This is a genomic window from Streptomyces camelliae (assembly GCF_027625935.1).
GTDB lineage: Bacteria > Actinomycetota > Actinomycetes > Streptomycetales > Streptomycetaceae > Streptomyces > Streptomyces camelliae.
This window is the reverse complement of sequence record NZ_CP115300.1, coordinates 7,002,505-7,027,274: the sequence shown is the minus strand read 5'-3', so window position 1 is coordinate 7,027,274 and position 24,770 is coordinate 7,002,505. Positions and strand designations below refer to the sequence as shown.

Here is a 24,770-nt window from a genome sequence, read left to right as displayed (position 1 = left end):
CGCGCGACTTCACGCCGGTGAGGTGAGATCCCCGTGAACCCCGGGCCGGGGTCTCCTGTGTGGGACGGGAGGCCCCGGCCCGGTCATGTCGTCAGCCGGCGAGGACGTTCAGCAGCCGGTCGACGTCCGCGGGCGTGTTGTAGAGGTGGAACGAGGCCCGCAGGTTGCCGGCCCGGTTGGAGACCTCGATGCCGGCACGGCTCAACTCGCCTTGCCGCTGGCCCAGTCCGGGCACCGAGACGATCGCCGAGCCGGGCGCGGGCAGCGCCTCGTGGCCGAGCGTGGCGAGACCGGCCCGGAAGCGATCGGCGAGGTCCAGGTCATGGGCGTGTACGGCGTCGACGCCGAGTTCCTCGATGAGGTCGAGGGAGTGGCGCAGCCCGGCGTAGGTGAACAGGCTGGGGCTGACGTCGAACCGCCGTGCCGAGTGGGCGAGTTCGGCCACCGGGCCGTAACAGCTGTCCCACGGCTTCTCGGCGGCGACCCAGCCCGCGAGCAGCGGGGTCAGCTCCCCGAAGTCCTCGGGGACGACGAGGAACGCGGCACCGTGCGGGCCGAGCAGCCACTTGAAGGTCGTGGAGACGGTGAAGTCGTAGGCGCCTGCGTCCATGGGGAGCCAGCCGGCCGCCTGGGAGAAGTCGACGTAGGTACGGGCGCCGTGAGCGCGGGCGGCCTCGCGCAGGGCCGGCAGGTCGGCGATCCGGCCGTCGGCGGACTGGGCGGCGCTGACCGCGACGAGCGCGGTGCCGGAGCGCACGGACTCGGCGAGCCGCTCCAGCGGTACGGCACGGACCTTGAGGTCACCCCGGGTGTGGAAGGGGTTGATCACGGAGGTGAAGTCGTCCTCGGCGGTGAGGACTTCGGCGCCGGAAGGCAGGGCGGCGGCGACCAGTCCGGTCTGGGAGGCGACAGATGCGCCCGCCGCCACCCGGGTGACCGGGACTCCGGCCAGCCGGGCGAAGGACGCGCGGGCGGTCTCGACGTCCTCGAACAGGGGATCCAGGGCACGGCCCTCGGTCCGGATGGCGACGGCCTCGTGCAGGGCGGCTACGGTACGGGCGGGCAGCAGGCCGCTGCTCGCGGTGTTGAGATAGGTGTTCTTCGGGCTGAACTCGGCGCGGACGAGGCTCTCGAAGGTCTCCATGCCCCCACTGTGCGGGGCATGGCATCTCTCGTCCATTGCGAATTTTTGCGTGGATCCGCTTAGGAGCCCTTATACATCCGCGCCGACCTGCGGTTTCAGCCCTGCTGCGGCACCGCACACCCGTCCGGGCCGCACGCTGCCCCGTCCCCTTGGTCCCCCTGCTCGACCAGCTTCAGCGGGGAGCGCTCGCCCCAGGCCTGGCTGAGGGCCTGGGTGAAGACCTCGGCGGGCTGGGCGCCGGAGACGCCGTACGTCCGGTCGAGCACGAAGAACGGCACTCCGTTCGCGCCGAGCTGCGCGGCCTCGCGCTCGTCGGCGCGGACGTCGTCGGCGTAGCGGGACGGGTCGGCGAGCACGGCACGCACGGCCTCCGCGTCCAGCCCGGCCTCCACGGCCAGCTCGACGAGCCGCTCGTCGCCCTCGGTGAACAGGGACCGCTCCTCGGCGAAGTTCGCCCGGTACAGGATCTGGATCAGCTCGTCCTGCCGGCCCTGCTCCTTGGCGAAGTGCAGCAGGCGGTGCATGTCGAAGGTGTTGCCGTGGTCGCGGCCGCGGGTGCGGTAGTCCAGGCCCTCGGCGGCGGCCTGGGCGCCCAGGTTGTCCTCGCCGGCCTCGGCCTGGGCCTCGCTCATGCCGTACTTCCGGGTGAGCATGGTGATCACCGGCTGGACATCGCCCTTGGCGCGGCCCGGGTCCAGCTCGAAGGACCGGTGCACCACCTCGACCTCGTCGCGGTGCGGGAAGGCAGCGAGCGCCTTCTCGAAGCGGGCCTTGCCCACGTAGCACCAGGGGCAGGCGATGTCGCTCCAGATCTCGACGCGCATTCTTCGGCTCTCTTCGGGTCGTACGGGCACGGAGGCTCTCTCCGCCACCGGTACGTGAACGTTCAATCAGCGCGGTTCATTCCCCGGCCCGTACGGCGTACCGCAGGAACAGATGGTGATCACCCGCGGCCGGTGGGTTCTCCGGGTCCGGGATCCAGCCCTGGCGGGCGTAGAAGGCCTGGGCGCGCCGGTTGTCCACGTGCACGTCGAGAACGGCGGTCCGTCGGCCGTCGGCCCGCCACTGCTCCACGCAGGCGGCGTGGAGGGCCGTACCGATGCCGGAGCGCCAGTGGCCGGGGTCGACATGGAACTGGAAGAGCTTGACCGTGTCGGCCGGGCCGCCCGCCGGGGTCCGGAAGGAGGCGATGCCGGTGATCACGCCCTCTGCCACCACGCACAGCACCTGCCCGTCGGGCCGCTCGACGGCGCCGCGCCAGGTGGCGGTCCAGTCGATGCCGTCGTCCGGGAGGCCGTCCGGGTAGTACGTCGAGCGCGCCCTGCGGTGCAGCGCGGCGATGGTCTCGGCCTCGGCGGGCAGGGCGGTGCGGATCACGCGGCTGCCCTTCACACGGTCACTGATCATGCCACCGAGGACGCGACCGCTCCCGTACCGGTTCCTCAGCTCCCGTCTCTCAGGTCCTGCGGCCAGCTCTGCCGGAACTCGATGTGGTCGTACGTCACCACGCATCCCTCCCCCATCGGCGACTGGGTCATGAAGCCGACCAGCGCGTCACCGGTCTCCTTCTCGTCGCCCAGCGTGAACAGCCGGACGAAGGTCCATCGCTCGCCGTCCCGGGAGGCGTGGAAGGCGAAGGCCCGCCCGGTCCGGCTGACCCGCAGCCACGCCGAACTCCCTTCCACGGTGAAGGAGTTGGCGTCGTCGGAGTGTCCCCGGGTGACCACCGTGCAGACGGTGGGCACGTCCGGGGAGTACTCCAGGCACAGCTTGGCCCAGGCCCGCTCGCCGACGTGCGCGTACAGCACGCCGGCGTCGAAGGCCGCCCGGAACCCCACGGTCACCCGGGCGATCAGCTGAAAGTCCCCCTCGGGCGCCCCCAGCAGCCGCGGCGCGTCGGAGGCGGGATCGAGCGCCTCACCGGTAGGCGTGACGAACCGGTCCTGCCGGGCCCCGGCCCATCCGGTCAGCACGCCGCCCTCGTAGGACCAGTGGCCGTCGGGCCCGTATGTACGCAAGGGGAAGGGGAGTTCGGGAAGTTCCACGTCCATCGGCCAATCATCGCAGGGGTGCTGGAACTGCCTGAGGGGGGCGGCGTTACCGCTCCAGAACCCCGTTGAACCTCCGGGGAAGCCCCAGCGGGTTCTCGTCCTTCAACTCGGCAGGCAAGAGGGCGGTGGGCGCGTTCTGGTAGGCCACCGGCCGCAGCCACCGCTCGATGGCCGTACCGCCCACGGACGTGGACGTGGACGTCGTGGCCGGGTACGGCCCGCCGTGGTGCTGGGCCGCGGCCACGGCGACACCCGTCGGCCACGCGTTCACCACGACACGCCCCGCCAGCGGCGTCAGCTCGGCGAGCAGTTCCGGCCCCCGCCCCTGCCCGGCGGCCTCCTCGGCGGACACCTGGACGGTCGCCGTCAGGTTGCCCGGCAGCCGCGAGAGCACGGCCTTCGCCTCGGCCTCGTCGGCATAGCGGGCCACGACCGTGACCGGCCCGAAGCACTCCTCCAGCAGCAGGTCGTACGCCCCCTCCTCGGCCAGCTTCTCCGCCGACACCGTGAGGACCCCCGCGCTGACCGTGTGCTCGCCGCCCGCGCCCGGTGTGACGGGCGAGTCGACGTCCGCCAGGGCGGCCCGCTCCTGGACCCCGGCGACGAAGTTGTCGCGCATGCGGTGGTCGAGCAGGACCCCCGCCTCGGTGTCGCTGACGGCGTCGGCGAGGGACTTCACCAGCCGGTCGCCGCCCGCGCCGGACGGCACGAGCACCAGGCCGGGCTTCACGCAGAACTGCCCGACGCCGAGCGTCATGGACCCGGCCAGCCCGGAGCCGATCGCCTCCGCGCGCTCGGCGACGGCCGCCTCGGTCACCAGGACCGGGTTCAGCGAGCCGAGTTCGCCGTGGAACGGGATCGGCACCGGACGCGCGGCGGCGGCGTCGAAGAGCGCGCGGCCGCCCCGGATCGACCCGGTGAAGCCCGCGGCGGTGACCAGCGGGTGCCGGATCAGCTCGATGCCCGCCTCGAAGCCGTGCACGAGGCCGACGACGCCCTCGGGGATGCCGTGCTCGGCGGCGGCCCGGCGCAGCACCTTGGCGACCAGCTCGGACAGGGCCGGGTGGTCGGGGTGGGCCTTGACGACGACCGGGCAGCCCGCGGCGAGCGCGCTCGCGGTGTCGCCGCCGGCGACGGAGAAGGCGAAGGGGAAGTTGGAGGCGGAGTAGACGGCGACGACGCCGAGCGGGACCTTGTAGCGGCGCAGGTCCGGAATGGGCGGGGTAGCGGTGTCGTCGGGGTGGTTGATGACGACGTCGAGGAAGGCGCCCTCGTCGACGATGTCGGCGAAGGCCCGCAACTGGTAGCCGGTGCGGGCGAGTTCCCCGGTCAGCCGGACCGGGCCGAGGGCGGTCTCGGCGTCGGCGGTCTCGATCAGGCCGTCCTTGGCCGCTTCCAGGCCCGCGGCGGCGGAACGCAGGAACGCGGCGCGGACCGTGCGGTCGGCGAGGGCGCCGCGCGCGGCGTCGGCCGCGCGGACCGCGGCGTCCACCTCCTGCGCTGTGGCCTCCACCGCAACCTGCTCACGCTGCTTCCCGGTGCGCGGGTCGACACTCCAGACTGGTGCTGCTGCCACCGCGGGTTCCTTCCAAACGAGACTGCGCTTAACTGGGTCACCCATCAGCCGCGTTCGATATACTGAACACTGTCTCTGATGATGAATTCGCTGCTCAGAGACTATATATCTGGGTCCTGAATATCCAGGGCCCTCGAACATCCGGGTCTCGTCGAACGAAGGGGTCAAGGGCGATGACGGCAGGCGACGCAGGGGGCGGGGCGCAGGTCAAGTCCGCGGTACGGACCGTTGAGCTGCTTGAGTACTTCGCCGGCCGGCCTGGCATGCACTCCCTCGCGGCGGTCCAGGAGGCCGTGGGGTACCCCAAGTCCAGCCTGTACATGCTGCTGCGCACGCTCGTGGAGCTGGGCTGGGTGGAGACGGACGCGACGGGCACGCGGTACGGCATCGGGGTGCGGGCGCTGCTGGTCGGCACGTCGTACATCGACGGTGACGAGGTGGTGGCCGCGGCCCGCCCGACGCTGGACCGGCTGTCGGACGACACCACGGAGACGATCCACCTGGCGCGCCTCGACGGCACGAACGTCGTCTATCTGGCCACCCGCCAGTCCCAGCACTATCTGCGCCCCTTCACCCGGGTCGGCCGCCGGCTGCCCGCGCACTCCACCTCCCTCGGCAAGGCGATCCTCGCCAGCTACACCGACGAGCAGGTCCGCAAGCTGCTCCCGGAGACCCTCCCGGCCCTCACCGAGCACACCATCACCGACCGCGAGAAGCTCATCGAGGAGCTGCACCAGGTGCGGGAGCAGGGCTTCGCGGTCGACCGCGAGGAGAACACGCTGGGCCTGCGCTGCTTCGGCGTGGCGATCCCGTACCGCACCCCCGCGCGGGACGCGATCAGCTGCTCGGTGCCGGTGGCCCGGCTCACCCCGGCCCACGAGCAGATGATCAAGGACGCGCTCTTCGACGCCCGCGACCGGCTGACGCTGGCGACGCGCCGGCTCTGACCGGACATCTCGGGGGGCCGGTCTTTCTGAGCGTCCGATGAGAAAGCGGGCGTACGGGAACGATCAGCCCGTTCCCGGTCGTCTTCCTGACCGGGATGAACAAGACGATCAGGCGGGCCTCCGTCTTCTGTCTGCTGCTCGTGCTCGCTCTGCTGGTCAGGGCGACCTGGGTGCAGTTCTACGACGGCAAGGCCCTCGCGGACGACAACGACAACCGGCGGGGCGCGATCGAGACGTACTCGCGGCCCCTCGGGAACATCATCGTGGCCGGAAACGCGATCACCGGCTCGACACGGACGAAGGGAGGCGACCTCGCCTACAAGCGGACGTACACGGACGGCAGGCTCTACGCCGCGGTGACGGGCTATGCCTCGCAGGCCTACGCCCCCACCCAGCTGGAGGGCATCTACCAGGACCTGCTCAACGGCACGGACACCAGGCTCAAGACCGTCCTGGACACGCTCACCGGCGAGCGCGCCGACCCGGGCAACGTGCTCACCACGATCGACCCGGCGGTGCAGAAGGCGGCCTACGACGCCCTCGGCGACAAGAAGGGCGCGGCCGTCGCGATCGACCCGAAGACCGGCAGGATCCTCGCCGTGGTGTCGACGCCGTCGTACGACCCCTCGTCGCTCACCGATGCCAACACGGCCGGGGCCGCCTGGCAGCGGCTCACCGCGGACCAGGACAAGCCGCTGACCAACCGCGCGCTGCGCCAGCCGCTGCCGCCGGGGTCGACGTTCAAACTGGTCGTAGCGGCGGCCGCGCTGGAGGACGGGCTCTACAAGAACGTGGACGAGCACACCGACAGCCCCAACCCGTACACCCTGCCGGGCACGGTGCGTCCGCTGGCGAACGAGAACGCGTCGGCCCCGTGCGAGAACGCCTCGATCCGGGTGGCCCTGCAGTACTCCTGCAACAACGTCTTCGGCAAGATGGCCGTCGACCTCGGGCAGGACAAGGTGAGGGCCATGGCCGAGAAGTTCGGCTTCAACGACGACACGCTCGATGTGCCGGTGCGGGCCTACGCCAGTGTGTACCCGTCCGGCATGGACAAGGCGCAGACCGGGCTGTCCGGCATCGGCCAGTTCGATGTCACCGCGACCCCGCTCCAGATGGCCATGGTGTCCGCGGCCATAGCCAACGGCGGCAAGCTGGTCTCGCCGCACATGGTGTCGCAGATCACCGACAGCGGCGGTGATGTGCTGCACGACTACGACACCGGCGCGAGCACGCAGCAGATCGTCAGCTCCTCCACCGCCGAGCAGCTCCAGTCGGCGATGGAGACGGTGGTGCGGGACGGCACCGGTACGAACGCGCAGATCGACGGCGTGACCGTCGGCGGCAAGACCGGTACCGCCCAGCACGGCGAGAACAACAGCAAGACGCCGTACGCCTGGTTCACGTCGTTCGGAAAGTCCGACAGCACCGGCAAGGAGGTGGCCGTGGCGGTGCTGGTCGAGCAGTCGGACGCGGCGCGCTCGGAGGTCAGCGGCAACGGGCTGGCGGCGCCGGTGGCGAAGGCGATGATGCGGGCGGCGCTGAAGAGCTGAGGCCTACTTCACGCCGAGCAGCTGCTCGACGGGATCGATGGCGAAGTACACCAGGAACAGCGCCGAGACTCCCCACAGCAGCCAGTTGACCTCCCGGGCCTTGCCCAGCACCGACTTGATGAGCACGTACGACAGGAAACCGGCCCCGATCCCGTCGGTGATGGAGTACGTGAACGGCATCGCGGCGATGGTGAGGAACGCCGGGATGGCGATCTCGTAGCGGTCCCAGTCGATGTGCTTGACGTGGGTCATCATCAGGAAGCCCACCGCGATCAGCGCGGGCGCCGCCGCCTGGAGCGGGACGATGGTGAGCAGCGGGGTGAGGAACAGGGCGAGGCCGAACAGGCCGCCGGTGACGACGTTGGCGAGCCCGGTGCGGGCGCCCTCGCCGACGCCGGCCGCCGACTCGATGTAGGCGGTGTTGGAGGAGGCGGAGCCGAGACCGCCGGCGACAGCGGCGGCGCCGTCGATGAACAGCACGCGGCCGATGCCGGGCACCTGTCCCTTCTCGTCCAGCAGCCCGGCCTCGGCGCTGATGCCGACGATCGTGCCCATGGCGTCGAAGAAGTCCGACAGGATCAGGGTGAAGACGAGCAGGACGGCGGTGAGCACACCGGCCTTGCCGAAGCCGCCGAACACGCTGAAGTGACCGATCAGTCCGAAGTCCGGGGCGGCGACGATCTTGTCCGGGAGCTTGGGCGTGGTCAGGCCCCAGCTCTTGATGTGGGCGGCGGCGTTGATGACGATCGCGACGACGGTCATCGTCACGATGCTGATGAGGATCGCGCCCTTCACCTTCCGGGCGAGCAGCGCGATGGTGAGCAGTACGCCGAGGCAGAAGACGAGCACGGGCCAGCCGGTGAGCCGGCCGACCGCGCCGAGCTGGACCGGCACGGTGGTGTCGGCGGCGTCCGGGATACGGCTGACGAACCCGGCGTCGACAAAGCCGATGAAGGCGATGAACAGGCCGATGCCGACGCCGATCGCCTGCTTGAGCTGGTTCGGGATGGCGTTCATGATCGCTTCCCGGAGTCCGGTGAGGACCAGGAGGCAGATGATCAGGCCTTCGAGGACGACGAGGCCCATCGCGTCGGGCCAGCTCATCAGCGGGGCGAGCTGGAAGGCGACGACGGCGTTGAGACCGAGGCCGGCGGCGATCGCGAGCGGGAGGTTGCCGCCGACGCCCATGATGATCGTCATCACACAGGCCACCAGTGCGGTGGCGGTGACGAGTTGGCCGGTGTCGAGGGTGTGCCCGTACTTGTCCTTGGCACTGCCCAGGATGATCGGATTCAGGACAAGGATGTAGGCCATGGTGAAGAACGTGGCGAAGCCGCCGCGTATCTCCCGGCCTATGGTGGATCCCCGTTCGGAGATTCTGAAGTACCCGTCGACGGACATGGGCCAACTCCTTGTTGCCTGATGAGCGGTGTGCGGATGCTGGCTGGATTGTTCCCTCGCTGAACCCGGTTCAGGTTTTCTCCGTGTTACGGATTCGGGTTCGGCGGGTCATACACCGTCCGAGCCCCCGTACATCTTCACCAAATGATCACTGCTACGCTTCCGGATCTCCGTCTGAGGCACCCCCTCCGGGTGTCGGCTGTCATTCACATGACACTCCAGAGTCGTACCGAGTCGTATCGAGAAGAGGTCACCCGTGGGCACAGTCGTCGACGACGCCGCCTCCGTGGAGTTCCATGCCTTCTTCGAACGGCACTACGCCGAACTCTCCCGCCTGGCCTACCTGTTGACCGGTGAGTCCGACGCCGCCGACGACCTGGCGGCGGACGCGCTGCTGGCGCTGTGGCACCGCTGGGACCGGGTCCGCGGCGCCGACCATCCGGTGGCGTACGCCCGGGGCGTGGTCGCCAACCTGGCCCGCACCCGGATCCGCAGCGCGGTGCGCGAACGGCGCCGGATCGCGCTGTTCTGGTCGCACCGCGAGGAGAAGACCGAGAACCCGGACGTGGCCGGGGTGGTGGACGTGCAGGAGGCGCTGCGCAGACTGCCGTTCCGCAAACGGGCCTGCGTGGTGCTGCGGCACGCGTTCGACCTCTCGGAGAAGGACACCGCGCTCGCGCTCGGGGTGTCGGTGGGTACGGTTAAGAGCCAGACGTCCAAGGGCATGGCCGAGCTGCAAAGATTGCTCGGCCCGCAGGGCGATCCGCGGCGGATGCACGCGGTGATGGCGACCCGGAGCGGCGAGAGCGGAGGACGGAACCGATGAGGCAGCAGGACGTGCACGACGAGCTGCGCGCCCGGCTGCACGAGGCGGCCGCGGCCCATGAGCCCGACCGCGCGCGCATCCTGGCCCGCGTGGAACGCGGCATGGCCGCACCCTCCCCCTCCGCTCGCGCCGCCCGTTCCGCCCGCTCCGCCCACCGGGCCACGCGATCGCCGGTGCTCGGCTGGGCACGGGTGGTCGGGGCCACGGCGGCGGTCGCCGGGGTGCTCGCCGTCGGCGGGTACGCGGTGGCGTCCGCGGTGAAGGACAAGCCTCCCGCGCGACAGACGGTGGCGGTCTCGCCGACGCCCACGCCGTCCCCGGACGCGACCTCGCGCCCACCGGCTCCCTCCGGTCCGGCCCCGAGCACGGGCGGCACGCACTCCGCGCACGCACCGAGTGCCTCGCCGTCCCGCACGCCGGGAGCCTCCGGACAGCCGCCCGTCGCCCACAGCGAGCAGGACGGCCCGCTGTGGTCGGACGGCTCGGTGGACCCGCACAGCAACGACTTCTGGGCGCAGAGCAATCTGACCCTGAAGACCTCGAAGCAACTGAGCGCGCTCACCGTGGAGTTGAAGGTAGCCCAGACCGGCGGGGTGTCCTCGACGGGCGCTTGGCGCTCCCTGCCGGAGACGGACTTCACACAGACGGTGGAGGAGCGGGACGGCTTCCTCGTCTACACCTGGACCCTCAAAGAGGGCCGTACGGTCCCGGCGGGCGAGTGGGTGTTCGCGGGGCAGTACAACCACGAGCGCGGTGGCCGGGACGCGAAGGGCGACGGCTACACGATCACGGGCACCGCCGCCGGCAAGCCGTACGTGGTGAAGGGCGACTTCGCAAAGCACGGCTGACCAGCCACGACGGACCCACGGACTCAATTCATGGTCGCCCCGATGACACCGGACCCCGTCGTCAGAAACGTCGTGGCCGGCAGCGAGCCGGCGCCGTTGCCGTTGCCCTGGAAGGCGGGGTCGGTCCAGCGGTTCCTGCCGTTGCCGAAGGCCCAGGAGTGCTCGATGGTGACCGTCGAGGAGAACTGCCACAGGTCGAGGCCGTCGTCGGAGTTGTTGTAGAGGCGGATGACGGTGCCGGTGCCGGCGTTCTTGACGGCCGACTCCAGTTGGGCCGTGGTGGAGACGGTGACCGTGGCCGTGGTGGCCTGGGCTCCGCCGTCGGACAGGCCGAGGTGGACGCCGCCGGCGGCCACGGCCACGGCGGCGGCGGCGGCGATCGTGAGGGTGCGCGTCCCGCGGTGGCGTCCGGTGCTGTGCCGCACGGTGGTTCCTTTCCTGGGGGGTGTCATGGGGGTGACGGGTTCCAGTCGCCGCGGCTGGACCGGGGTGCCGGGCCCGCACGAAAACGACCGAAACTTTCGCCCCCTCCCATCGCCCGCACACCGATTGACGCCCTGTCCCCCGCTGGCCACACTCCGAGAACGCGGACCGCACAGCACCCAACAGAAACCCTCACGATCCCCCAGGACGGCCATGCGTCTCAGAAAACTGCTGGTTCCCCTGTTCGCCCTCGCCCTCACCCTGCTGGCCGCCCAGCCGGGCTCGGCGGACCCGGCCCGCACCACGTACGCCGGTTACCTCTTCGCCTACTTCACCGGCGAGGGCACGACCGACGGCGAGCAGATCCATTTCGCCCTCAGCCAGGGCAACGACGCGCTGCACTGGCGGGAGCTGAACGGGGGCAAGCCCGTGTTGTCGTCGACCATCGGGGAGAAGGGTCTGCGCGATCCGTTCGTGATCCGCTCCCCCAAGGGCGACAAGTTCTACTTGATCGCTACCGACCTGAGGATGTATCAGAACAGCAGCGGCGGCTGGGACTACGTCCAGCGGCACGGCAGCAGGTCCATCATGATCTGGGAGTCCACCGACCTGGTCCACTGGACCGACCAGCGGCTGGTGAAGGTCGCTCCGGACAACGCGGGCAACACCTGGGCGCCGGAGGCCTACTGGGACGACCGGCTGCACGAGTACGTCGTCTTCTGGGCGTCGAAGCTGTACCCGGCCGACGACCCCGACCACATGGGCTCGACGTACAACCGCATGATGTACGCGACGACCAAGGACTTCCGCACCTTCAGCGCGCCGAAGGTCTGGGACGACCCGGGTTACTCGGTGATCGACTCGACGGTCATCAAGGACAAGGGGACGTACTACCGCTTCACCAAGGACGAGCGGGATCCGAGCTCCAGCTCCCCGTGCTCGAAGTTCATCACAGCGGAGAAGTCCCGGGATCTGACGGCCACGAAGTACGGCTTCGTCGCGGACTGCATCGGCAGCGGCGCGATCCAGCGCGGCGAGGGGCCGACGGTGTTCCGGTCGAACACCGAGAAGAAGTGGTACCTGTTCATCGACGAGTACGGCCTGCGCGGGTACGTGCCCTTCGAGACCACGGATCTGGCCTCCGGCAAGTGGACCGAGTCCACGGACTACGCGCTGCCGGCGAGCCCCCGCCACGGCACGGTGCTGCCGGTGACGGGGGCGGAGTACGAGCGGCTGCTCAGGACGTACGGCTGAGCGGCGGGGCCGTCAGGAGACGAAGTACGTCGGGTTGGGCAGCTTGTACGTCCGGTCGGCGTAGCCGCCGTCCAGGTCCGAGTACTGGTCGCCGAAGTTGGCGATGATCTCGTAGCCGAGGTCGTCCTCGATGTGCTTGCGGGTGCCGGACTTGTACTGCACGGTCGTGCAGGTCCAGGCGCCCGGGGTGGCGCAGTCGCTCAGGTAGGCCGGCGGGTTGGCCTTGTCCTTGAGGAACATGTGGTCGGCGTCGAGGTTCACATCGGCGCCGACCTTCTTCAGGTTGGCGACGGCGGCGGTGCGCTGCGCCTCGCTCAGGCCGGAGTTGTAGAAGACCTCGACGCCCTTGGACTCGGCGTACCGGACCAGCTCGGGGCTGCCGAAGACCGCCGGCCGGTCGGCACGGTTCACATAGTCGTTCCACGTAGCGGAGCTGAACGTGTAGTTGTACCGCTTCTCGTAGTCCAGGCTGAGCAGCAGCGTGTCGTCGATGTCGAACATCACGGCCGGCTTCTCACCGTGCCGGTGCGCCTTGCGCGCGGCCTTGTCGATGTAGGCCTTGGCGTCGGCGTCGATCCCGGCCAGGTCCTTGGCGTACGGGCTGTCCGGGGACGCCTGATAGACACCGTTGCTGTCGAGGCTGGTGCCGTAGTAGGTGTCGATGTCCTTCACCAACTGCCCGATGTTGTAGGGCTCGTGGGTGGAGTTCGCCGTCGACTGGCGGGCACCGGCCGCGCCCGCGCCGTACAGCGCGACGCCGGCGAGGGCGCAGGCGGCACCGAGGGCGACGGCTCTGTGGGACTTCCGCATGGATTCTCCGGATCTGGTGGTTGGAGTGACGTACCAGGTCAGAGACTGTCTACGCGCATAACACCCGGCCCGGCGAGGGGTGTTATCCGATCGATACACTTTTCTCGTGCCCGGACAAGGCGAGCGGTTCGGGGGCGATGCCGCATCGATCGAAGCCATGCTGAACCGGTTTTTGCGACCGTGCGGTGGGCGGGTGAGGATCGTGGGCATGAGATTCGTCGATGTCCACTGGCAGGAGCACGGGTTTGTTCTGGACCCGAGGGCCTACCTGGCCGAACTGCCCAGGCTCCGTGACGCGTTGCCTCAGGGTGCCTGGGCCTTCGTCTCCGATCCTGGGCACTACGACATCCCGGGTGCCACCCGCTGTGTGAAGGATCTGGAGCTGGCCGGGTTCCAGCCGGCCACCGACAAGAGCGGCCTGCTGGTTCTGGACTTCGCGCCCACCAAGTGGAAGCACGACTCGGGCCTGCGCATCAGCTACTCGGGGGTGCGGCACTCCGTCAGTCCGCCAGTCCGGCCGGCCGTCAGTTCATCGTCGCGCCGATCGTCGTGCTGCCCGTCGTCAGGAACGTCGTGTCCGGCAGGGAGCCGTCCGACGTGCGGGCGTTGTAGACGGTGGTGGCGTCCGTGGAGATGAAGGACGGGGTGGAGATGCCGGAGTCCCAGTTGTTGCCGGCCGAGGTCACGTTGGAGCCCTTGCTGACCAGGCCGCTTCCGTTGCCGACCGCCAGGTTCTTGCCGAGCTTCGCCGAGCTGGTCGCGAAGTAGTAGCCCCACTTGGCGTTCGCGTAGGCCGTCGTGCGGTTGATGACGATCGACCCGGTGTTGGAGTTCTCCGTGAACCCGTTGCCGGAGTTGTCCCAGGCGGCGGAGTTGTTGACGACGTGGGCGACCGTGACGCCGTTGCCGCCCAGCTTGAACCCGTTGCCGTTGCCCTCGAAGGCGCTGTCGCCCCAGCGGTTCTTGCCGTTGCCGAAGGACCAGGTGTGCTCGATGGTCACCGGGGAGGAGAAGGACCACAGGTCGATGCCGTCGTCCGAGTTGTTGAACAGCCGGGCTCCGGTGACCAGGTTCCCGGTGCCCGAGCCGAACTTGATGGCGACTCCGTCGGCGTTCTGGCCGTGCGTGGCGGCGTCGTAGTTGCCGTAACTGTCCAGGTTCTTCACGGTGTTGTTCACCGTGCCGTCCCCGGTCAGCGTGAAGCCGGAGTCGCCGTTGTCGATCGTCTTGTCGTTGTTCCAGTACGTCCCGGTGCAGGACTGGCAGACGACGGCGTGGCTCGGCCCGTTCTGGAAGGTGATGCCGGAGACGTTCCAGTAGTCGGCCGTCAGCTTGAAGATCCAGGAGCCCGACGGCAGCGACGAGCCGTCTATCTTCACCGTCTCCGAGCCGTACGCCGTCAGGGTGACCGGGGCGGAGGAGGTGCCGTTGGCCGTGGACTGGAGGGTTGCCGTCGGGTAGTAGGTGCCACCGCGGACCTGGATGACCTCTCCGGCGGTGGCGTTCTTGATGGCGTTCGCCAGGTCCGTGGAATTGCTGACCACGACCGTGGCCGCGTGTGCGGGCGTGGCGAGCAGGCCGAGCCCGCCGGCGGCCACGGAGAGTGCGAGGAATGTGCTCTTGATGCGACGCATGACGTGCGGGTCCTTTCGTCGGCTCAGAGCGAGCGGCTGTGGTGTCGGGGATTCCAGTCGCCGAGGTAGGCGGCCGGGGTGTGCGGCACTGCCTCGGCGGGGGTGAGCTGGGGCCGGTTGGCGGGGACGGTGACCACCGCGCCGGGCCCCGTGTTCCGGTACTCGACGAAGCGCATGGACTGCCACGGATAGGCGTCCGACATGTTGGTGTAGGGGGCGACCGCGTCGATGCCGGGGCCGAGCCAGGTGTCGCGGACGGTGAGCATCGGGCGGGCGGTGGTGTCGGAGCCGGGCACCCAGGGGCGGGCCAGCTTGTAGGCCGCGTCCGGGGCCGCGCTGCTGACGTGACCGCGTACGACGAGGTAGCCGCGGGGGTTGGCCACGGCGGTGGAGGGCGCGAAGACGAAGCCGTACGGGGCCGTCGGCACGTCCGTCCGGTCGAGGGTGCGGAAGTGGCAGTGCTCGTACACCGCCGTGGCCCGGCCGAAGACGAAGTCGACGTCGCCTTCGACGTAGCAGTGGGCGTAGTACTGGCGGGCGAAGGCCGTGAGGGCCATGGAGTCGGCGTACAGGGTGTCCTGGTGGCCGAGGAAACGGCAGTGCAGGAAGGCGCTGCGGTCGCCCTGCACCTTGATCGCGACCGCCTGGGTGCCGCTGATGCCGGGGTGGTCGGCGCGCAGCCAGTCGTTGGCGAAGGTGATCCAGCGGGCCGTGAAACCGGCGGGCTGGACGGTCACCGTGGCCGAGCCGGTCGTGCCGTACGTGCCGCCGCCGGGCTTGGGGGTGCCGGCCGCGTTGTCGTAGACGATCACGACGTCCCGGGGGTCCTCGGTGGCGCCGATCCAGGTCATCTCCGTACGGGTGGTGTCGACGGCGACCGTCTCGCGGTAGGTGCCGGGGGCGAGGACGAGGGTGCGGCCGGTGCCGGTGGCGGCGGTCACGGCGGTCTGGACGCTGGTGAAGTCGCCCCGGCCCTGCGGGTCGACGTACAGGGTCTGCGGAGTGAGGCGGCGGGCCGGGGAACCGTACCGGCCGAACGGGCCCGGCGCCCCGGCGGCGTGCGCGGGGACGGTACCGAGGCCGACGAGGCCGAGCGCGGCGGTGACCCCGGCGCTCGCGGTGAGGAAACCCCGTCTGGACAGCCGGAGTTGGGGCGAGGGCATGGTCATACTCCTTCGCGGTGCGTGCGGCTCTGGGAAGCGGGAGGAGGAGGGCGGCCGGGGCGGTGGGGTGCGCGCCCCGGCCGGCGGTTCAGCACAGGTGGCCGGCGCCTGCCCGGTGATCGACGATGCCCGGCACGGCCTGGGCCGGGTCCACCTTCGTCCGCAGGGTCGGGGTCCAGCCCGCGCCGGACTGCAGGATCTCGCTCGGCACCTGGGCGTTGTGAACGGCGATCAGGTCGGTCGGGACGCCGTTGACGTAGTTGTCGTCGGCGGTGATCGGCGCCTCCTTCCACTTCTTCAGGATCGTGCCCGCCTGGACGCCGTCCGGGAGGGTGAACGCGTTGTGCTCGGCGACGATCTGGGACTCCATGCCGATGCCGTAGCTGTAGACGTAGTCGGTGCCGCCCGCGACGAAGTGGTTGTCGTAGGAGTCGACCTTGCCGAAGCGGACGCGCGGGGCGCGCTCCAGCACGTTCGTGTACAGGTTGTGATGCAGGGTGACTCTGAGGTGGCCCCGGTCGATCGCGGCGGTGGCGGCGCCGTCGCTGTTGCCGATGAGCGTCGTCTTGTCGTGGTCCGCGAAGACGTTCCAGGACGCGGTGATGAGGTCGGATCCCTTGACGATGTCCATCTCGCCGTCGTGCTGCTCGTAGATCCGCCCGTAGTAGGACGGCAGGGAGCTGTCGGGGTGGTCGCCGTCGGTGAAGGTGTTGTGGTCCATCCAGACGTGTGTGCCGCCGTAGATGGTCACGTCGTCGTACTCGGAGTTCCAGTTGCCGACGGCCGTGTCGGTGGGGTCCCACTGCGGGAAGCAGTCGAGGGCGCTCTGGAAGCGCAGGTTGCGGACGATGACGTTGTCCACGCCCTTGATCACCAGGTTGGCGCCCTGGAATCCGGCGTCCTTGCCGATGCCGATGATCGTCGTGTTGGCCGGGACGTTCGCCTCGACGTAGGCGGCCTGGTTGGCGGCCGAGGCACGGCGCAGGCCCTCGGGGCTGTCGGCGGGCTCGCCGTCGAGCTTCTTGGTGCGGCCCCAGACCGCCGGGTCGTAGGTCTTCAGGTAGGTGGCGAAGTCGTAGCCGGGCACGGCGAACGAAGCACAGCTCGGCTCGTCGGCGCGGATGGTCCCCTGGACGCGGATGATCTTCGGCGCGCTCCCGCCGTCCTTGAGGGCCGCCTTGAACTGGTCCCAGGTGGTGACGGTGTACACGTGCGCGGAGTCGGCGGCGGCACCGCCGGTCGTCCCCGTGCCGTCCGCCGCCCAGCCGTCGTCGGCGGGCAGCACCTGCCGGTCCGGGCCAAAGGCCCGGAGGCCCGGCTGGGCGGAGGCCGTGCCGGTGCCGGTGACGGCGAGGACCAGGGCTGTGCAGCCCACCAGCGCTGCTATGACACGTCCATGACACTTCTGTGTACGCACTGTGCGGGTCTCCTCGATATGACTCGACATGAGAGGCAAGCGGTCAGGATTGCGGTGCCGGCGGCCAGGTGATCCAGGACGTCGGGATGTCCTCGTGCAGCCGTACGGCGTCGTGCGGCGCCAGCACCCGGGTACGCAGCAGCTCCTGTGCCACGAGCCGGGCCACGGCGATGGCGCCGGGCGGGTTGAAGTGCGTGTTGTCCTGCTCGGTGGCGGTCCAGTTGAAGTAGACCTTCGTCTCCTCCACCCCGAGGCGCTGCCACAGCGCGAGCGACAGCGCCTCGATGTCGAGCAGCGGGACGTCCTCCTCCCGCGCGAGCGCCCGCATGGCCGCCGGGTACTCGCCGTGGGTGGGCACGGCGTTGCCGTCGGCGTCGAACCGGCGGCGCTCGACCGGGGTGGCCAGGACGGGCCGGGCCCCGTGGGCCCGGGCGCCGTCGAGGTAGAGCCGCAGATACTGCTGGTACGTCGTCCACGGCTCGGTGTAGCGGGTGGGGTCGGCGGCCTTCTCGTCGTTGTGCGCGAACTGGACGAGAAGGAGGTCCCCGGGACGGATCTCGGCGAGTATCGCGTCGAGCCGCCCCTCGTCGACGAAGCTCTTCGAACTCCGGCCGTTCATGGCACGGTTGTCGACCTTGTGGTCTCTTCTCAGAAAGAAGGGGAGTGCCATTCCCCACCCGGTCTCGGGTGCCTCGTCGGCGTATTTCTGCGCCGCCGTCGAATCACCGGCGATATAGAGGGTGCGCGACCGCCCGGCGGCCTGGGCGAGGCCGCCGGCGGAGAGTGCGAGGGGAACGGAAGCGAGGGCGGCGAGGCCGGCCTGTCTGCGCGTGAGGGACACGACGGTCCTTTCTCAGGCTGTCAGTGATTCTTCTTCCAGTCCGCCTGAGCCTTGTTCAGCTGATCGGCCAGCGTGTCCAGGAACTGCTTCGCGCTCAGCTTGCCGAGCAGCAGCTTCTGGAAGTTCGGCTCGTTGTCGGACTTGGAGATGGTGTTCCAGTCGGGCAGGTAGTACGGCAGCTGGACGATCTTCGTGTTGGCCCCGTTCAGTGCCTCGGCCGCCAGCTTCGTGGGCTCGGCCTGCTGGATCCACGCGTCCTTCGCCGCGTCCGTGTTCGCCGGCACCTGCCCCGCCGACTGGTTGAACTTGGAGTTCTCGGCGGCCGAGACGGCGAACTCGATGAACTTCCAGGCGGCCGCCTTGTTCTTGCTCGACTTGAACAGGCTCAGCCCGTCCACCGGGTTGGACACCTGGACGCGCGTGCCGTCGTCCGTCGTGGGGTTCGGAACGCCCCGGAACTTGTCCTTGCCGAGCGCCTTCAGATGGTCCTGGTAGGAACCGAGATTGTGGCTCAGCATGCCGATGGTGCCGCTGTCCCACTGGGCGACCATCTTCGTGAAGTCGTTGTTGATGTCGGCGGACGGGGTGTCCTTCTTGTAGAGCGCGATGTACTTCTCCAGCGCCGCCACGTTCCTGGGATCGTTGACGGTGGTCTTGTCACCGTTCCAGAACGAGGTGATGCCGGTCTGGCCGTACACCGCGTCCAGGGCCGGCGCAATGGATCCCGCACCGCCGCGGATGGTGAAGCCGAACTCGTTCTTGCCCTTGTTCGTCAGCTTGTCGGCGGCCTCGTAGAACTTCGACCAGGTCGTCGGCGCGGCCAGGCCCGCCTTCTTGAACAGGTCGGTCCGGTACCACAGCGTGCCGTTGTTCGCGGACGTCGGCACCTGGTAGAGCGTGTTGTCGCCGCCGGCCGCCTTGCTGACGTCGATGAGGTTCTGGCTCAGCTTGCCGTTGAGCGTGCTCTTCGAGAGCCGGGAGTCCAGCGGCTCCAACGCGTTCTGGGCCGCGACCTCGGCGAGCATCGCGGTGCCCACTCCGCCCACGTCGGGCAGGCCGCCGCCCTGGATCGCGGTGTCGTACTTCGACTGGGCGCTGGCCGCCGGGATGCCGACGTAGTCGACCTTGATGTCCGGGTACTTCTTCTCGAAGTCGCCGATGATCTGCTTCCAGATGTCGGTGCGGACACCGCCGTTGTTGTCCCAGAAGGTGATCGTGCCCTTCCCGGACCCCTCGTTCCCCTTGTCCCCCGCGCTGCCGCTGCCGTTGTCGCCGCACGCGGTCGCGGTCAGCGCGACGACGGAACCCACGGCGACGGCCATGGCGGCGCGCCTGCTTCTGCGGATGCTTCTGCTCTTCATACGTCGGCTCTTTTCATCATCGAAGGAGAGTGCGGAAGAACTACGAAGAGGACGGACTACGAAGACGTGATCCGGAACCGGGTGAAGGTCGCCGCCCCCGCGTGCCCCGGTCCCTCGGGAGCGACGGCGAACAGGCCGAGCAGGGCACCGACCCAGCGCCAGGGAGTGGCCGCGAAGACGGGACCGGAGCGGCGCGGGCCGTCCCCGACGTCGTAGCCGAACCGGCAGCGCGCCCCGGCGCCGATCTCGATCCGCAGCCGGGCCCGCCCCTCGGGCGCGGGGCAGGACACCCCGGCGTCCCGCTCCCGGTCGGCGGCGGCCTCCGCGAACCGGTGCACGAGCCGGACCGTGCCGTCGGCCGCCCGTTCCAGCCCGATCCAGCCGAACGCGTCGCCGAGGACGACGAGTCCGGCCCGCGCCCCGGGTTCGGCGGAGTCCAGCCGCAGCTCGACCTCCACCGTGCAGGGCAGGCCGGGCAGCCGCTGGGTGAGGATGTTCGGGAGCCTGCGCGGGTCGTGGGCGTCGGCCGAGCGCACGCAGCTCAGCCGCAGCCCGTCCGCCGAGTGCTGGGTGGCCCAGCCGGCATGGGGGTCCCCCCGCTCGAGCGAAGCCGAGAGTGGGGGAGGGTTGGCGGTCCACTGCCACTGACGGCCGTACCGCCCGCCGGGGAAGTCGTCGTCGGTGGCGGGCACGGCGGGCGGCTGCGCCGGAAGAGCGGGCCTGCGGTGTACGGCGACGGGGGCGCCGCTGTCCCCGATGACCGGCCAGCCGTCCGGGCCCCAGCCCATGGGCTGGAGGTGGACGACCCTGCCGTACGCGCCGCGCTGCTGGAAGTGCAGGAACCAGTCCTCGCCGGCCGGCGTGCGCACCCAGCCGCCCTGGTGCGGCCCGTTGACCTCGGTGTCTCCCTGCTCCAGGACGATCCGCTCCTCGTACGGCCCGAAGAAGCCGCGCGAGCGGAAGGCGCCCTGCCAGCCGGTCTCCACTCCCCCGGCGGGCGCGAGGATCCAGAACCAGCCGTCGTGCCGGTAGAGCTTGGGGCCCTCCAGGGTGAACCAGCCGGGGATGCGGTCGCCGTCGACGATCACCTTGCCCTCGTCCAGCAGCGAGGTGCCGTCGGGGTGCATCCGGTGGCCGGTGAGCCGGTTCTTGATGCCGGAGCGGGACTTCGCCCAGGCGTGCACGAGGTAGGCGTCGCCGGTCTCGTCGTCCCACAGCGGGCACGGGTCGATCAGGCCCAGGCCGGCCTTCAGCAGGTGCGGGCGGGTCCAAGGGCCCCTGATCTCCGGGGCGTTGACCTGGAAGATGCCCTGGTCGGGATCGCCCCAGAAGATCCAGAAGCGGTCGTCGTGGTGCCGGATCGAGGGCGCCCAGACCCCGCCGTCGTGCCGGGGCAGCGCGAACCGCTCCTCCGGTTCGAGGCGTTCGAGGGCATGGCCGACGAGGGTCCAGTTCACCAGGTCGCGCGAGTGCAGCAGCGGCAGGCCGGGGGCGCGGCCGAAGCTGGAGGCGGTGAGGTAGAAGTCGTCACCGACGCGGACCACGTCCGGGTCGGACCAGTCGGCGTTCAGGACGGGATTGGCGTAGGTGCTCATGCGCTCACCGCCTTCCGGGCCAGCGCGGCGGCCCCGTCCCGGTCCAGCCGGCCGTCGGCGACGACGGTGACGATCCGGCGTACGGCGGTCACGCCGGGCTCGACGGTCAGCCGCTCGGTGTGCGCCAGCGACGAGCCCACGCCCGGGTACTCGGCGGCGCGCACGAACCACGGGTCGCGCCGGGTCTCCTCGGTGGCGCCGGCGAAGACCAGCGTCCAGCCGGCCCCGGCGAGCGCCAGCCACCCGGCACACCGGCCGTGCACCCCGTCCTCGCCCTCGCGGTCGGCGGTGAAGACCTCGGGTGCCCGGGGTTCCTTCCGAGCCCGCCAGAAGAAGCCGCCGTAGGCCGCGCCGGGCCGTCCGTCGGTGGCGGGGCTGCCGATGGTCAGGGTCCCCGGGGTGACGTTGGTGAGGGAGAAGGTGAAGTCCAGAGCCCAGGCCGTGGCGGTGAGTTCGACGGCGGCGACAGTACGGCGCTCGCGCAGCAGCTCGGCCCCGGCGGCGACCCAGCGCAGCTCCTCCATGAAGCCGTCGGGGTCGCGCAGTTGGAAGGCGCTGTGCCGCTGGGCGCCGTGGTCGTCGAGCTCGGTCGGCCCCTGGTCGCGGACGGTGGGGGTACCTCCCTGCTCGAACGAAGTTGAGAGCTTGGGGGAGCGCCCGCCCCAGAAGTTGTGCCCCTCGACGTCGGGAACGGCGACACCGACGCCGAGGTGGTGTGCGTGGTCGGCGGGGCTCAGCTCGGTCACCGCTGTACCGGCCAGCGTGGTGACCGGGTGCAGATAGGGGCGGGGGGAGAGCCGGGCGGGCAGTTCGGGCCGGGTGACGTACCGGGCGACCGGGCGGCCCGCGGCCCGCAGGACCAGGGTGTCGGGGGAGGCCATCAGCGGCTCGCCTCGTTCCGTACGGCCCAGGGGGCGCCCAGTTCGGAGTAGAGGGCGAGGGTGTCGGCCGAGGCCGCGACCAGTGCGTCGATGCCGGGCACGATCCGGCGGTCCTCGGCGGGCAGCCGCCGCCAGGCGCCGTCCGGGAGCGGGGCCGGGTCGGGGGCGGTGCGGACGGCCTCCACGACCCGCATGAAGGCGCCGGTGTCGTCCGGCGGGACCAGCAGCTCGGTACCGCTCTGCAGGTGCTCGACCAGGTTCTCCAGCAGGTCGGTGCGGCCGTACTCGGTCTCCTCCGGACCGTGTCCGGCGCGCTGGAGCAGTACCCGGTCCTGCTTGTACCAGAAGGTGATCCGGCCGCTGCCGCCGTGCACCAGGACGTACGGCTCCCCCGGCTCCTCGGCGCACAGGGTCGCGGCGACGGTGACCGGGCCGCGCGGGGTGCTCACGCGGACGCAGGAGGTGTCGTCGGACTCGATGTCGTTGGCCCGCCGCAGCTCGGTCTCGATGCCGGTGACGTCCTCGGCGCGGGTGGTGCCGAGCAGGGCGAGACCGGTGGCGACGGCGTGCGCGAGGGGGTTGGTGAGGACTCCGTCGACCACGTCGGTGCCGTTCAGGCGGCGCCGGCCGGCCCAGGGGGCGCGCCGGTAGTAGGCCTCGTCGCGGGCCCAGGCGCCGGCGCCGCCGACCCCGACGATCTCGCCGATCGCGCCCTCGGCGAGCAGCCGCCGGATCGCGGGCACGGCGTGCGAACCGAGCGACTGGAACCCGATCTGGCAGACCACGCCCGCCGTGCCGACCCCGTCGGCCATGCGCCGGAACTCCGCGTACGACGGCGCGGGCGGCTTCTCCAGCAGCAGGTGCACGCCCCGGGCGGCGGCCGTGAGCGCGAGGTCGGTGTGGGTGGGGATGGGGGTGCAGACGACCGCGATCCGGGCGCCGGTGGCGTCGAGGAGCGCACCGAAGTCGGCGGACTGCTCGGGCGTGCCGAGGCCGTCGGGGATCTCGTGCGGGGCCAGCGGGGTCAGCTCGCAGATCCCGGCGAGCCGGACGAGGCCGCGCCGCTGGAGCCGGCGGATGTTGTCGAGGTGCCAGCGGCCGTGACCGCGCGCGCCCGCGAGAACGATCGGCAGTGTCATCCCTTCACCGCCCCCGCGCTGAAGCCGGTGATCAGCCACTTCTGGATGAAGGCGAAGACGATCACGACGGGTACGGCCGCGATGATGCCGCCCGCCGCCAGCGCGCCGAGGTCGACGCTGTCCGCGCTCATCAGGGTGTTGAGGCCGACCGGGATGGTCTGCTTGCTCTGGTCGGACAGGAACATCAGGGCGAACAGGAAGTGGTTCCAGGCGTGCACGAAGGCGAAGGAGCCGACGGCGATCAGCCCGGGCCGCAGCAGCGGCAGGACGACGATCCGGAAGGCGGTCATCCGGTTGCAGCCGTCCACCCAGGCGGCCTCCTCCAGGGAGTACGGCACGTTCCGGATGAACCCGCTGATGAGGATCATCGACAGCGGCAGCTGGAAGACGGTCTCGGCGATGACGACACTCGCGAGCGAGTTGATCATCGACAGCTTGGCGAAGATCTGGAACAGCGGGACCAGCAGCAGCGCGCCCGGTACGAACTGGGAACACAGCAGGGCCAGCATGAACCCGCGCTTGATCCTGAAGTCGAAGCGGGCGAGGGCGTAGCCGCCGGCCAGGGCGACGACGGTGGTCAGCACCAGGGTGGCGAGGCCGACGTAGACGCTGTTGGTGAAGTAGGTGCCGAAGCTGCGCTCGGTCCACACCTTCTGGAAGTGTTCGAAGGTCATCGGCCACGGCACGAGCGAGGTGGAGCCTGCCGGGCGCAGGGCGAAGAGCAGGATCCAGTAGAAGGGGATCAGGGTGAAGAGGAGATAGATCGACAAGGGGACATAGATCTGCCAGCGCGGTACCTCGTCCCAGGCGCGCCGCCGCTTGCGGGGCAGGGCGGGCTCGGGCGCCACGCGCTCGTCCTCCGCGGGAGCGATCTCGGTGATCACTTGCTCTCACCTCCGAACTTGCTCAGCCGCAGATAGACGATCGAGCAGAAGAGCAGGATCACGAACGCCACCGTGGTCAGCGCGGAGGCGTAGCCGAAGTTGTGTGCGTCGACACTGGTGTTGGCGATGTAGAGGGGAAGGGTCGTGGTCTCGCCGGCCGGACCGCCGCCGGTCAGGGTGTAGAGCAGGTCGACGTTGTTGAACTCCCACACCGCGCGCAGCAGCGTGGACAGCACGATGGCGTCCTTCAGATGGGGCAGGGTGATGTGCCAGAACTGCTTGATCCTGCTCGCCCCGTCGACCTCGGCGGCCTCGTACAGGTCCTTCGAGACGGACTGGAGGTCGGCGAGGATGAGGATCGCGAAGAAGGGCACACCCCGCCACAGGTCGGCGACGACCGCCGCCGGGAAGACGGTGGAGGTGTCCGACAGCCAGCTGGTGCCGTACGACCCCAGCCCCGCGTCGGCAAGGTAACGGGTGATGCCCGTCTGGGAGTTGTAGAGCAGCACCCAGATCGCGGAGGTCAGCACGCCGGAGACGGCCCAGGGCGAGAAGACCAGGGCGCGGCCCAGCGCCCGGCCGACGAAGGTCTGGTTGACGATGAGCGCCAGCGCCAGGCCCAACAGCAACTGCAACCCGACTTCCACCACGACCCACTTGGCGCTGAAGGTCAGCGTGTCCCAGAACTGGGGGTCGTGGGCGAAGATCTGCGTGAAGTTGCCGAATCCCGCGAAGCCGTTCCGCCACGGCTTGGTCGGGTTGTAGTTCTGCAGGCTGTAGTAGAAGACGCTGAGCACCGGGTAGGCGATGAAGCCCAGCATCAGCAGGGCCGCCGGGGCGATCAGCAGGTACGGCAGCCTGCGCGGGGTCGCGGAGGCACGGCGCCGCCGGGGTGGCGCGGGCGGTTCCGCCACGGCTGCGGCTTGGGCCATGACTTTCTCCGTTCGCAGTGGGCTGTTCAGCGAGTGCGGTGGGCATAGGAAGCGCTTGCTACATGCACATGCGTGAAGCGCTTCGACAGG

Annotated in this window: 21 protein-coding genes and 2 pseudogenes; 5 read left to right on the top strand and 18 right to left on the bottom strand. The window is 70.0% G+C overall.

Annotated features, from left to right (window positions below):
• Positions 1 to 91 precede the first annotated feature (91 nt).
• From O1G22_RS32165 to O1G22_RS32145, 5 genes are all read right to left on the bottom strand, one after another.
• Positions 92 to 1,144, bottom strand: a complete 1,053-nt coding sequence (locus tag O1G22_RS32165; protein ID WP_270084522.1) for an aminotransferase class V-fold PLP-dependent enzyme — start codon at positions 1,142 to 1,144, stop codon at positions 92 to 94.
• A gap of 95 nt (positions 1,145 to 1,239) precedes the next feature.
• Positions 1,240 to 1,968, bottom strand: coding sequence for a DsbA family oxidoreductase (locus O1G22_RS32160; RefSeq protein ID WP_270084521.1), 729 nt, complete (start codon positions 1,966 to 1,968; stop codon positions 1,240 to 1,242).
• Positions 1,969 to 2,044: 76 nt separating this feature from the next.
• On the bottom strand, positions 2,045 to 2,551 hold the full coding sequence (locus O1G22_RS32155; protein ID WP_270084520.1) for a GNAT family N-acetyltransferase: 507 nt from the start codon (positions 2,549 to 2,551) through the stop codon (positions 2,045 to 2,047).
• A 35-nt stretch (positions 2,552 to 2,586) separates the two neighbouring features.
• Positions 2,587 to 3,195, bottom strand: a complete 609-nt coding sequence (locus tag O1G22_RS32150) for a DUF1349 domain-containing protein (RefSeq protein WP_270084519.1) — start codon at positions 3,193 to 3,195, stop codon at positions 2,587 to 2,589.
• A 46-nt stretch (positions 3,196 to 3,241) separates the two neighbouring features.
• Positions 3,242 to 4,771, bottom strand: coding sequence for an aldehyde dehydrogenase (NADP(+)) (locus O1G22_RS32145; RefSeq protein ID WP_270084518.1), 1,530 nt, complete (start codon positions 4,769 to 4,771; stop codon positions 3,242 to 3,244).
• Between the two features lie 173 nt (positions 4,772 to 4,944).
• On the opposite strand from O1G22_RS32145, the gene O1G22_RS32140 reads away from it, so the two are divergent.
• Together O1G22_RS32140 and O1G22_RS32135 are read left to right on the top strand one after the other, a co-directional pair.
• A complete protein-coding gene (locus tag O1G22_RS32140; protein WP_270084517.1) occupies positions 4,945 to 5,718 on the top strand; it encodes an IclR family transcriptional regulator in 774 nt (257 codons plus the stop codon).
• 95 nt (positions 5,719 to 5,813) lie between these two features.
• Positions 5,814 to 7,271 carry a peptidoglycan D,D-transpeptidase FtsI family protein gene (locus O1G22_RS32135; RefSeq protein WP_270084516.1) on the top strand — a complete coding sequence of 486 codons (1,458 nt, stop codon included), beginning with the start codon at positions 5,814 to 5,816 and terminating at the stop codon, positions 7,269 to 7,271.
• Between the two features lie 3 nt (positions 7,272 to 7,274).
• On the opposite strand, the gene O1G22_RS32130 is transcribed toward O1G22_RS32135, so the two are convergent.
• Positions 7,275 to 8,672, bottom strand: a complete 1,398-nt coding sequence (locus O1G22_RS32130) for an NCS2 family permease (RefSeq protein WP_270084515.1) — start codon at positions 8,670 to 8,672, stop codon at positions 7,275 to 7,277.
• Between the two features lie 256 nt (positions 8,673 to 8,928).
• Between O1G22_RS32130 and O1G22_RS32125 the strand changes: the two genes are divergently transcribed.
• Positions 8,929 to 9,498, top strand: coding sequence for a SigE family RNA polymerase sigma factor (locus O1G22_RS32125; protein WP_270084514.1), 570 nt, complete (start codon positions 8,929 to 8,931; stop codon positions 9,496 to 9,498).
• Positions 9,495 to 10,346 carry a hypothetical protein gene (locus tag O1G22_RS32120; RefSeq protein ID WP_270084513.1) on the top strand — a complete coding sequence of 284 codons (852 nt, stop codon included), beginning with the start codon at positions 9,495 to 9,497 and terminating at the stop codon, positions 10,344 to 10,346. The genes O1G22_RS32125 and O1G22_RS32120 overlap by 4 nt, the downstream gene beginning before the upstream one ends.
• 92 nt (positions 10,347 to 10,438) lie before the next feature.
• On the opposite strand, the pseudogene O1G22_RS32115 reads toward O1G22_RS32120, so the two are convergent.
• A pseudogene (locus O1G22_RS32115) lies at positions 10,439 to 10,798 on the bottom strand (hypothetical protein); the annotation flags it as partial.
• Between the two features lie 184 nt (positions 10,799 to 10,982).
• On the opposite strand from O1G22_RS32115, the pseudogene O1G22_RS32110 reads away from it, so the two are divergent.
• Positions 10,983 to 12,017, top strand: a pseudogene (locus O1G22_RS32110) (glycoside hydrolase family 43 protein); the annotation flags it as partial.
• An 18-nt stretch (positions 12,018 to 12,035) separates the two neighbouring features.
• Here O1G22_RS32110 and O1G22_RS32105 read toward each other — a convergent pair.
• The 11 genes from O1G22_RS32105 to O1G22_RS32055 form a co-directional block, all read right to left on the bottom strand.
• Complete coding sequence (locus tag O1G22_RS32105) at positions 12,036 to 12,833, bottom strand: HAD family acid phosphatase (RefSeq protein ID WP_270084512.1); 798 nt, start codon at positions 12,831 to 12,833, stop codon at positions 12,036 to 12,038.
• A gap of 524 nt (positions 12,834 to 13,357) precedes the next feature.
• Positions 13,358 to 14,467: a right-handed parallel beta-helix repeat-containing protein gene (locus O1G22_RS32100; RefSeq protein ID WP_270084511.1), complete on the bottom strand. Its 1,110-nt coding sequence runs from the start codon at positions 14,465 to 14,467 to the stop codon at positions 13,358 to 13,360.
• A 23-nt stretch (positions 14,468 to 14,490) separates the two neighbouring features.
• Complete coding sequence (locus O1G22_RS32095; protein ID WP_428986424.1) at positions 14,491 to 15,630, bottom strand: pectinesterase family protein; 1,140 nt, start codon at positions 15,628 to 15,630, stop codon at positions 14,491 to 14,493.
• A gap of 88 nt (positions 15,631 to 15,718) precedes the next feature.
• Positions 15,719 to 17,047 (bottom strand): pectate lyase family protein, encoded by a 1,329-nt coding sequence (locus O1G22_RS32090; RefSeq protein ID WP_270084509.1) that lies wholly within the window; start codon positions 17,045 to 17,047, stop codon positions 15,719 to 15,721.
• A gap of 43 nt (positions 17,048 to 17,090) precedes the next feature.
• Positions 17,091 to 17,888, bottom strand: coding sequence for a rhamnogalacturonan acetylesterase (locus tag O1G22_RS32085; RefSeq protein ID WP_270084508.1), 798 nt, complete (start codon positions 17,886 to 17,888; stop codon positions 17,091 to 17,093).
• Between the two features lie 20 nt (positions 17,889 to 17,908).
• Positions 17,909 to 19,249, bottom strand: coding sequence for an ABC transporter substrate-binding protein (locus O1G22_RS32080; protein WP_270084507.1), 1,341 nt, complete (start codon positions 19,247 to 19,249; stop codon positions 17,909 to 17,911).
• A 56-nt stretch (positions 19,250 to 19,305) separates the two neighbouring features.
• A complete protein-coding gene (locus O1G22_RS32075) occupies positions 19,306 to 20,844 on the bottom strand; it encodes a glycoside hydrolase family 43 protein (RefSeq protein ID WP_270084506.1) in 1,539 nt (512 codons plus the stop codon).
• On the bottom strand, positions 20,841 to 21,725 hold the full coding sequence (locus O1G22_RS32070; RefSeq protein WP_270084505.1) for a DUF6807 domain-containing protein: 885 nt from the start codon (positions 21,723 to 21,725) through the stop codon (positions 20,841 to 20,843). Before O1G22_RS32070 ends, O1G22_RS32075 begins: the two co-directional genes overlap by 4 nt.
• Positions 21,725 to 22,864 carry a Gfo/Idh/MocA family protein gene (locus tag O1G22_RS32065; RefSeq protein ID WP_270084504.1) on the bottom strand — a complete coding sequence of 380 codons (1,140 nt, stop codon included), beginning with the start codon at positions 22,862 to 22,864 and terminating at the stop codon, positions 21,725 to 21,727. Before O1G22_RS32065 ends, O1G22_RS32070 begins: the two co-directional genes overlap by 1 nt.
• Positions 22,861 to 23,748, bottom strand: coding sequence for a carbohydrate ABC transporter permease (locus tag O1G22_RS32060; RefSeq protein ID WP_428986423.1), 888 nt, complete (start codon positions 23,746 to 23,748; stop codon positions 22,861 to 22,863). Before O1G22_RS32060 ends, O1G22_RS32065 begins: the two co-directional genes overlap by 4 nt.
• A complete protein-coding gene (locus tag O1G22_RS32055) occupies positions 23,745 to 24,680 on the bottom strand; it encodes a carbohydrate ABC transporter permease (RefSeq protein ID WP_270084503.1) in 936 nt (311 codons plus the stop codon). Before O1G22_RS32055 ends, O1G22_RS32060 begins: the two co-directional genes overlap by 4 nt.
• Between the last annotated feature and the right edge of the window lie 90 nt (positions 24,681 to 24,770).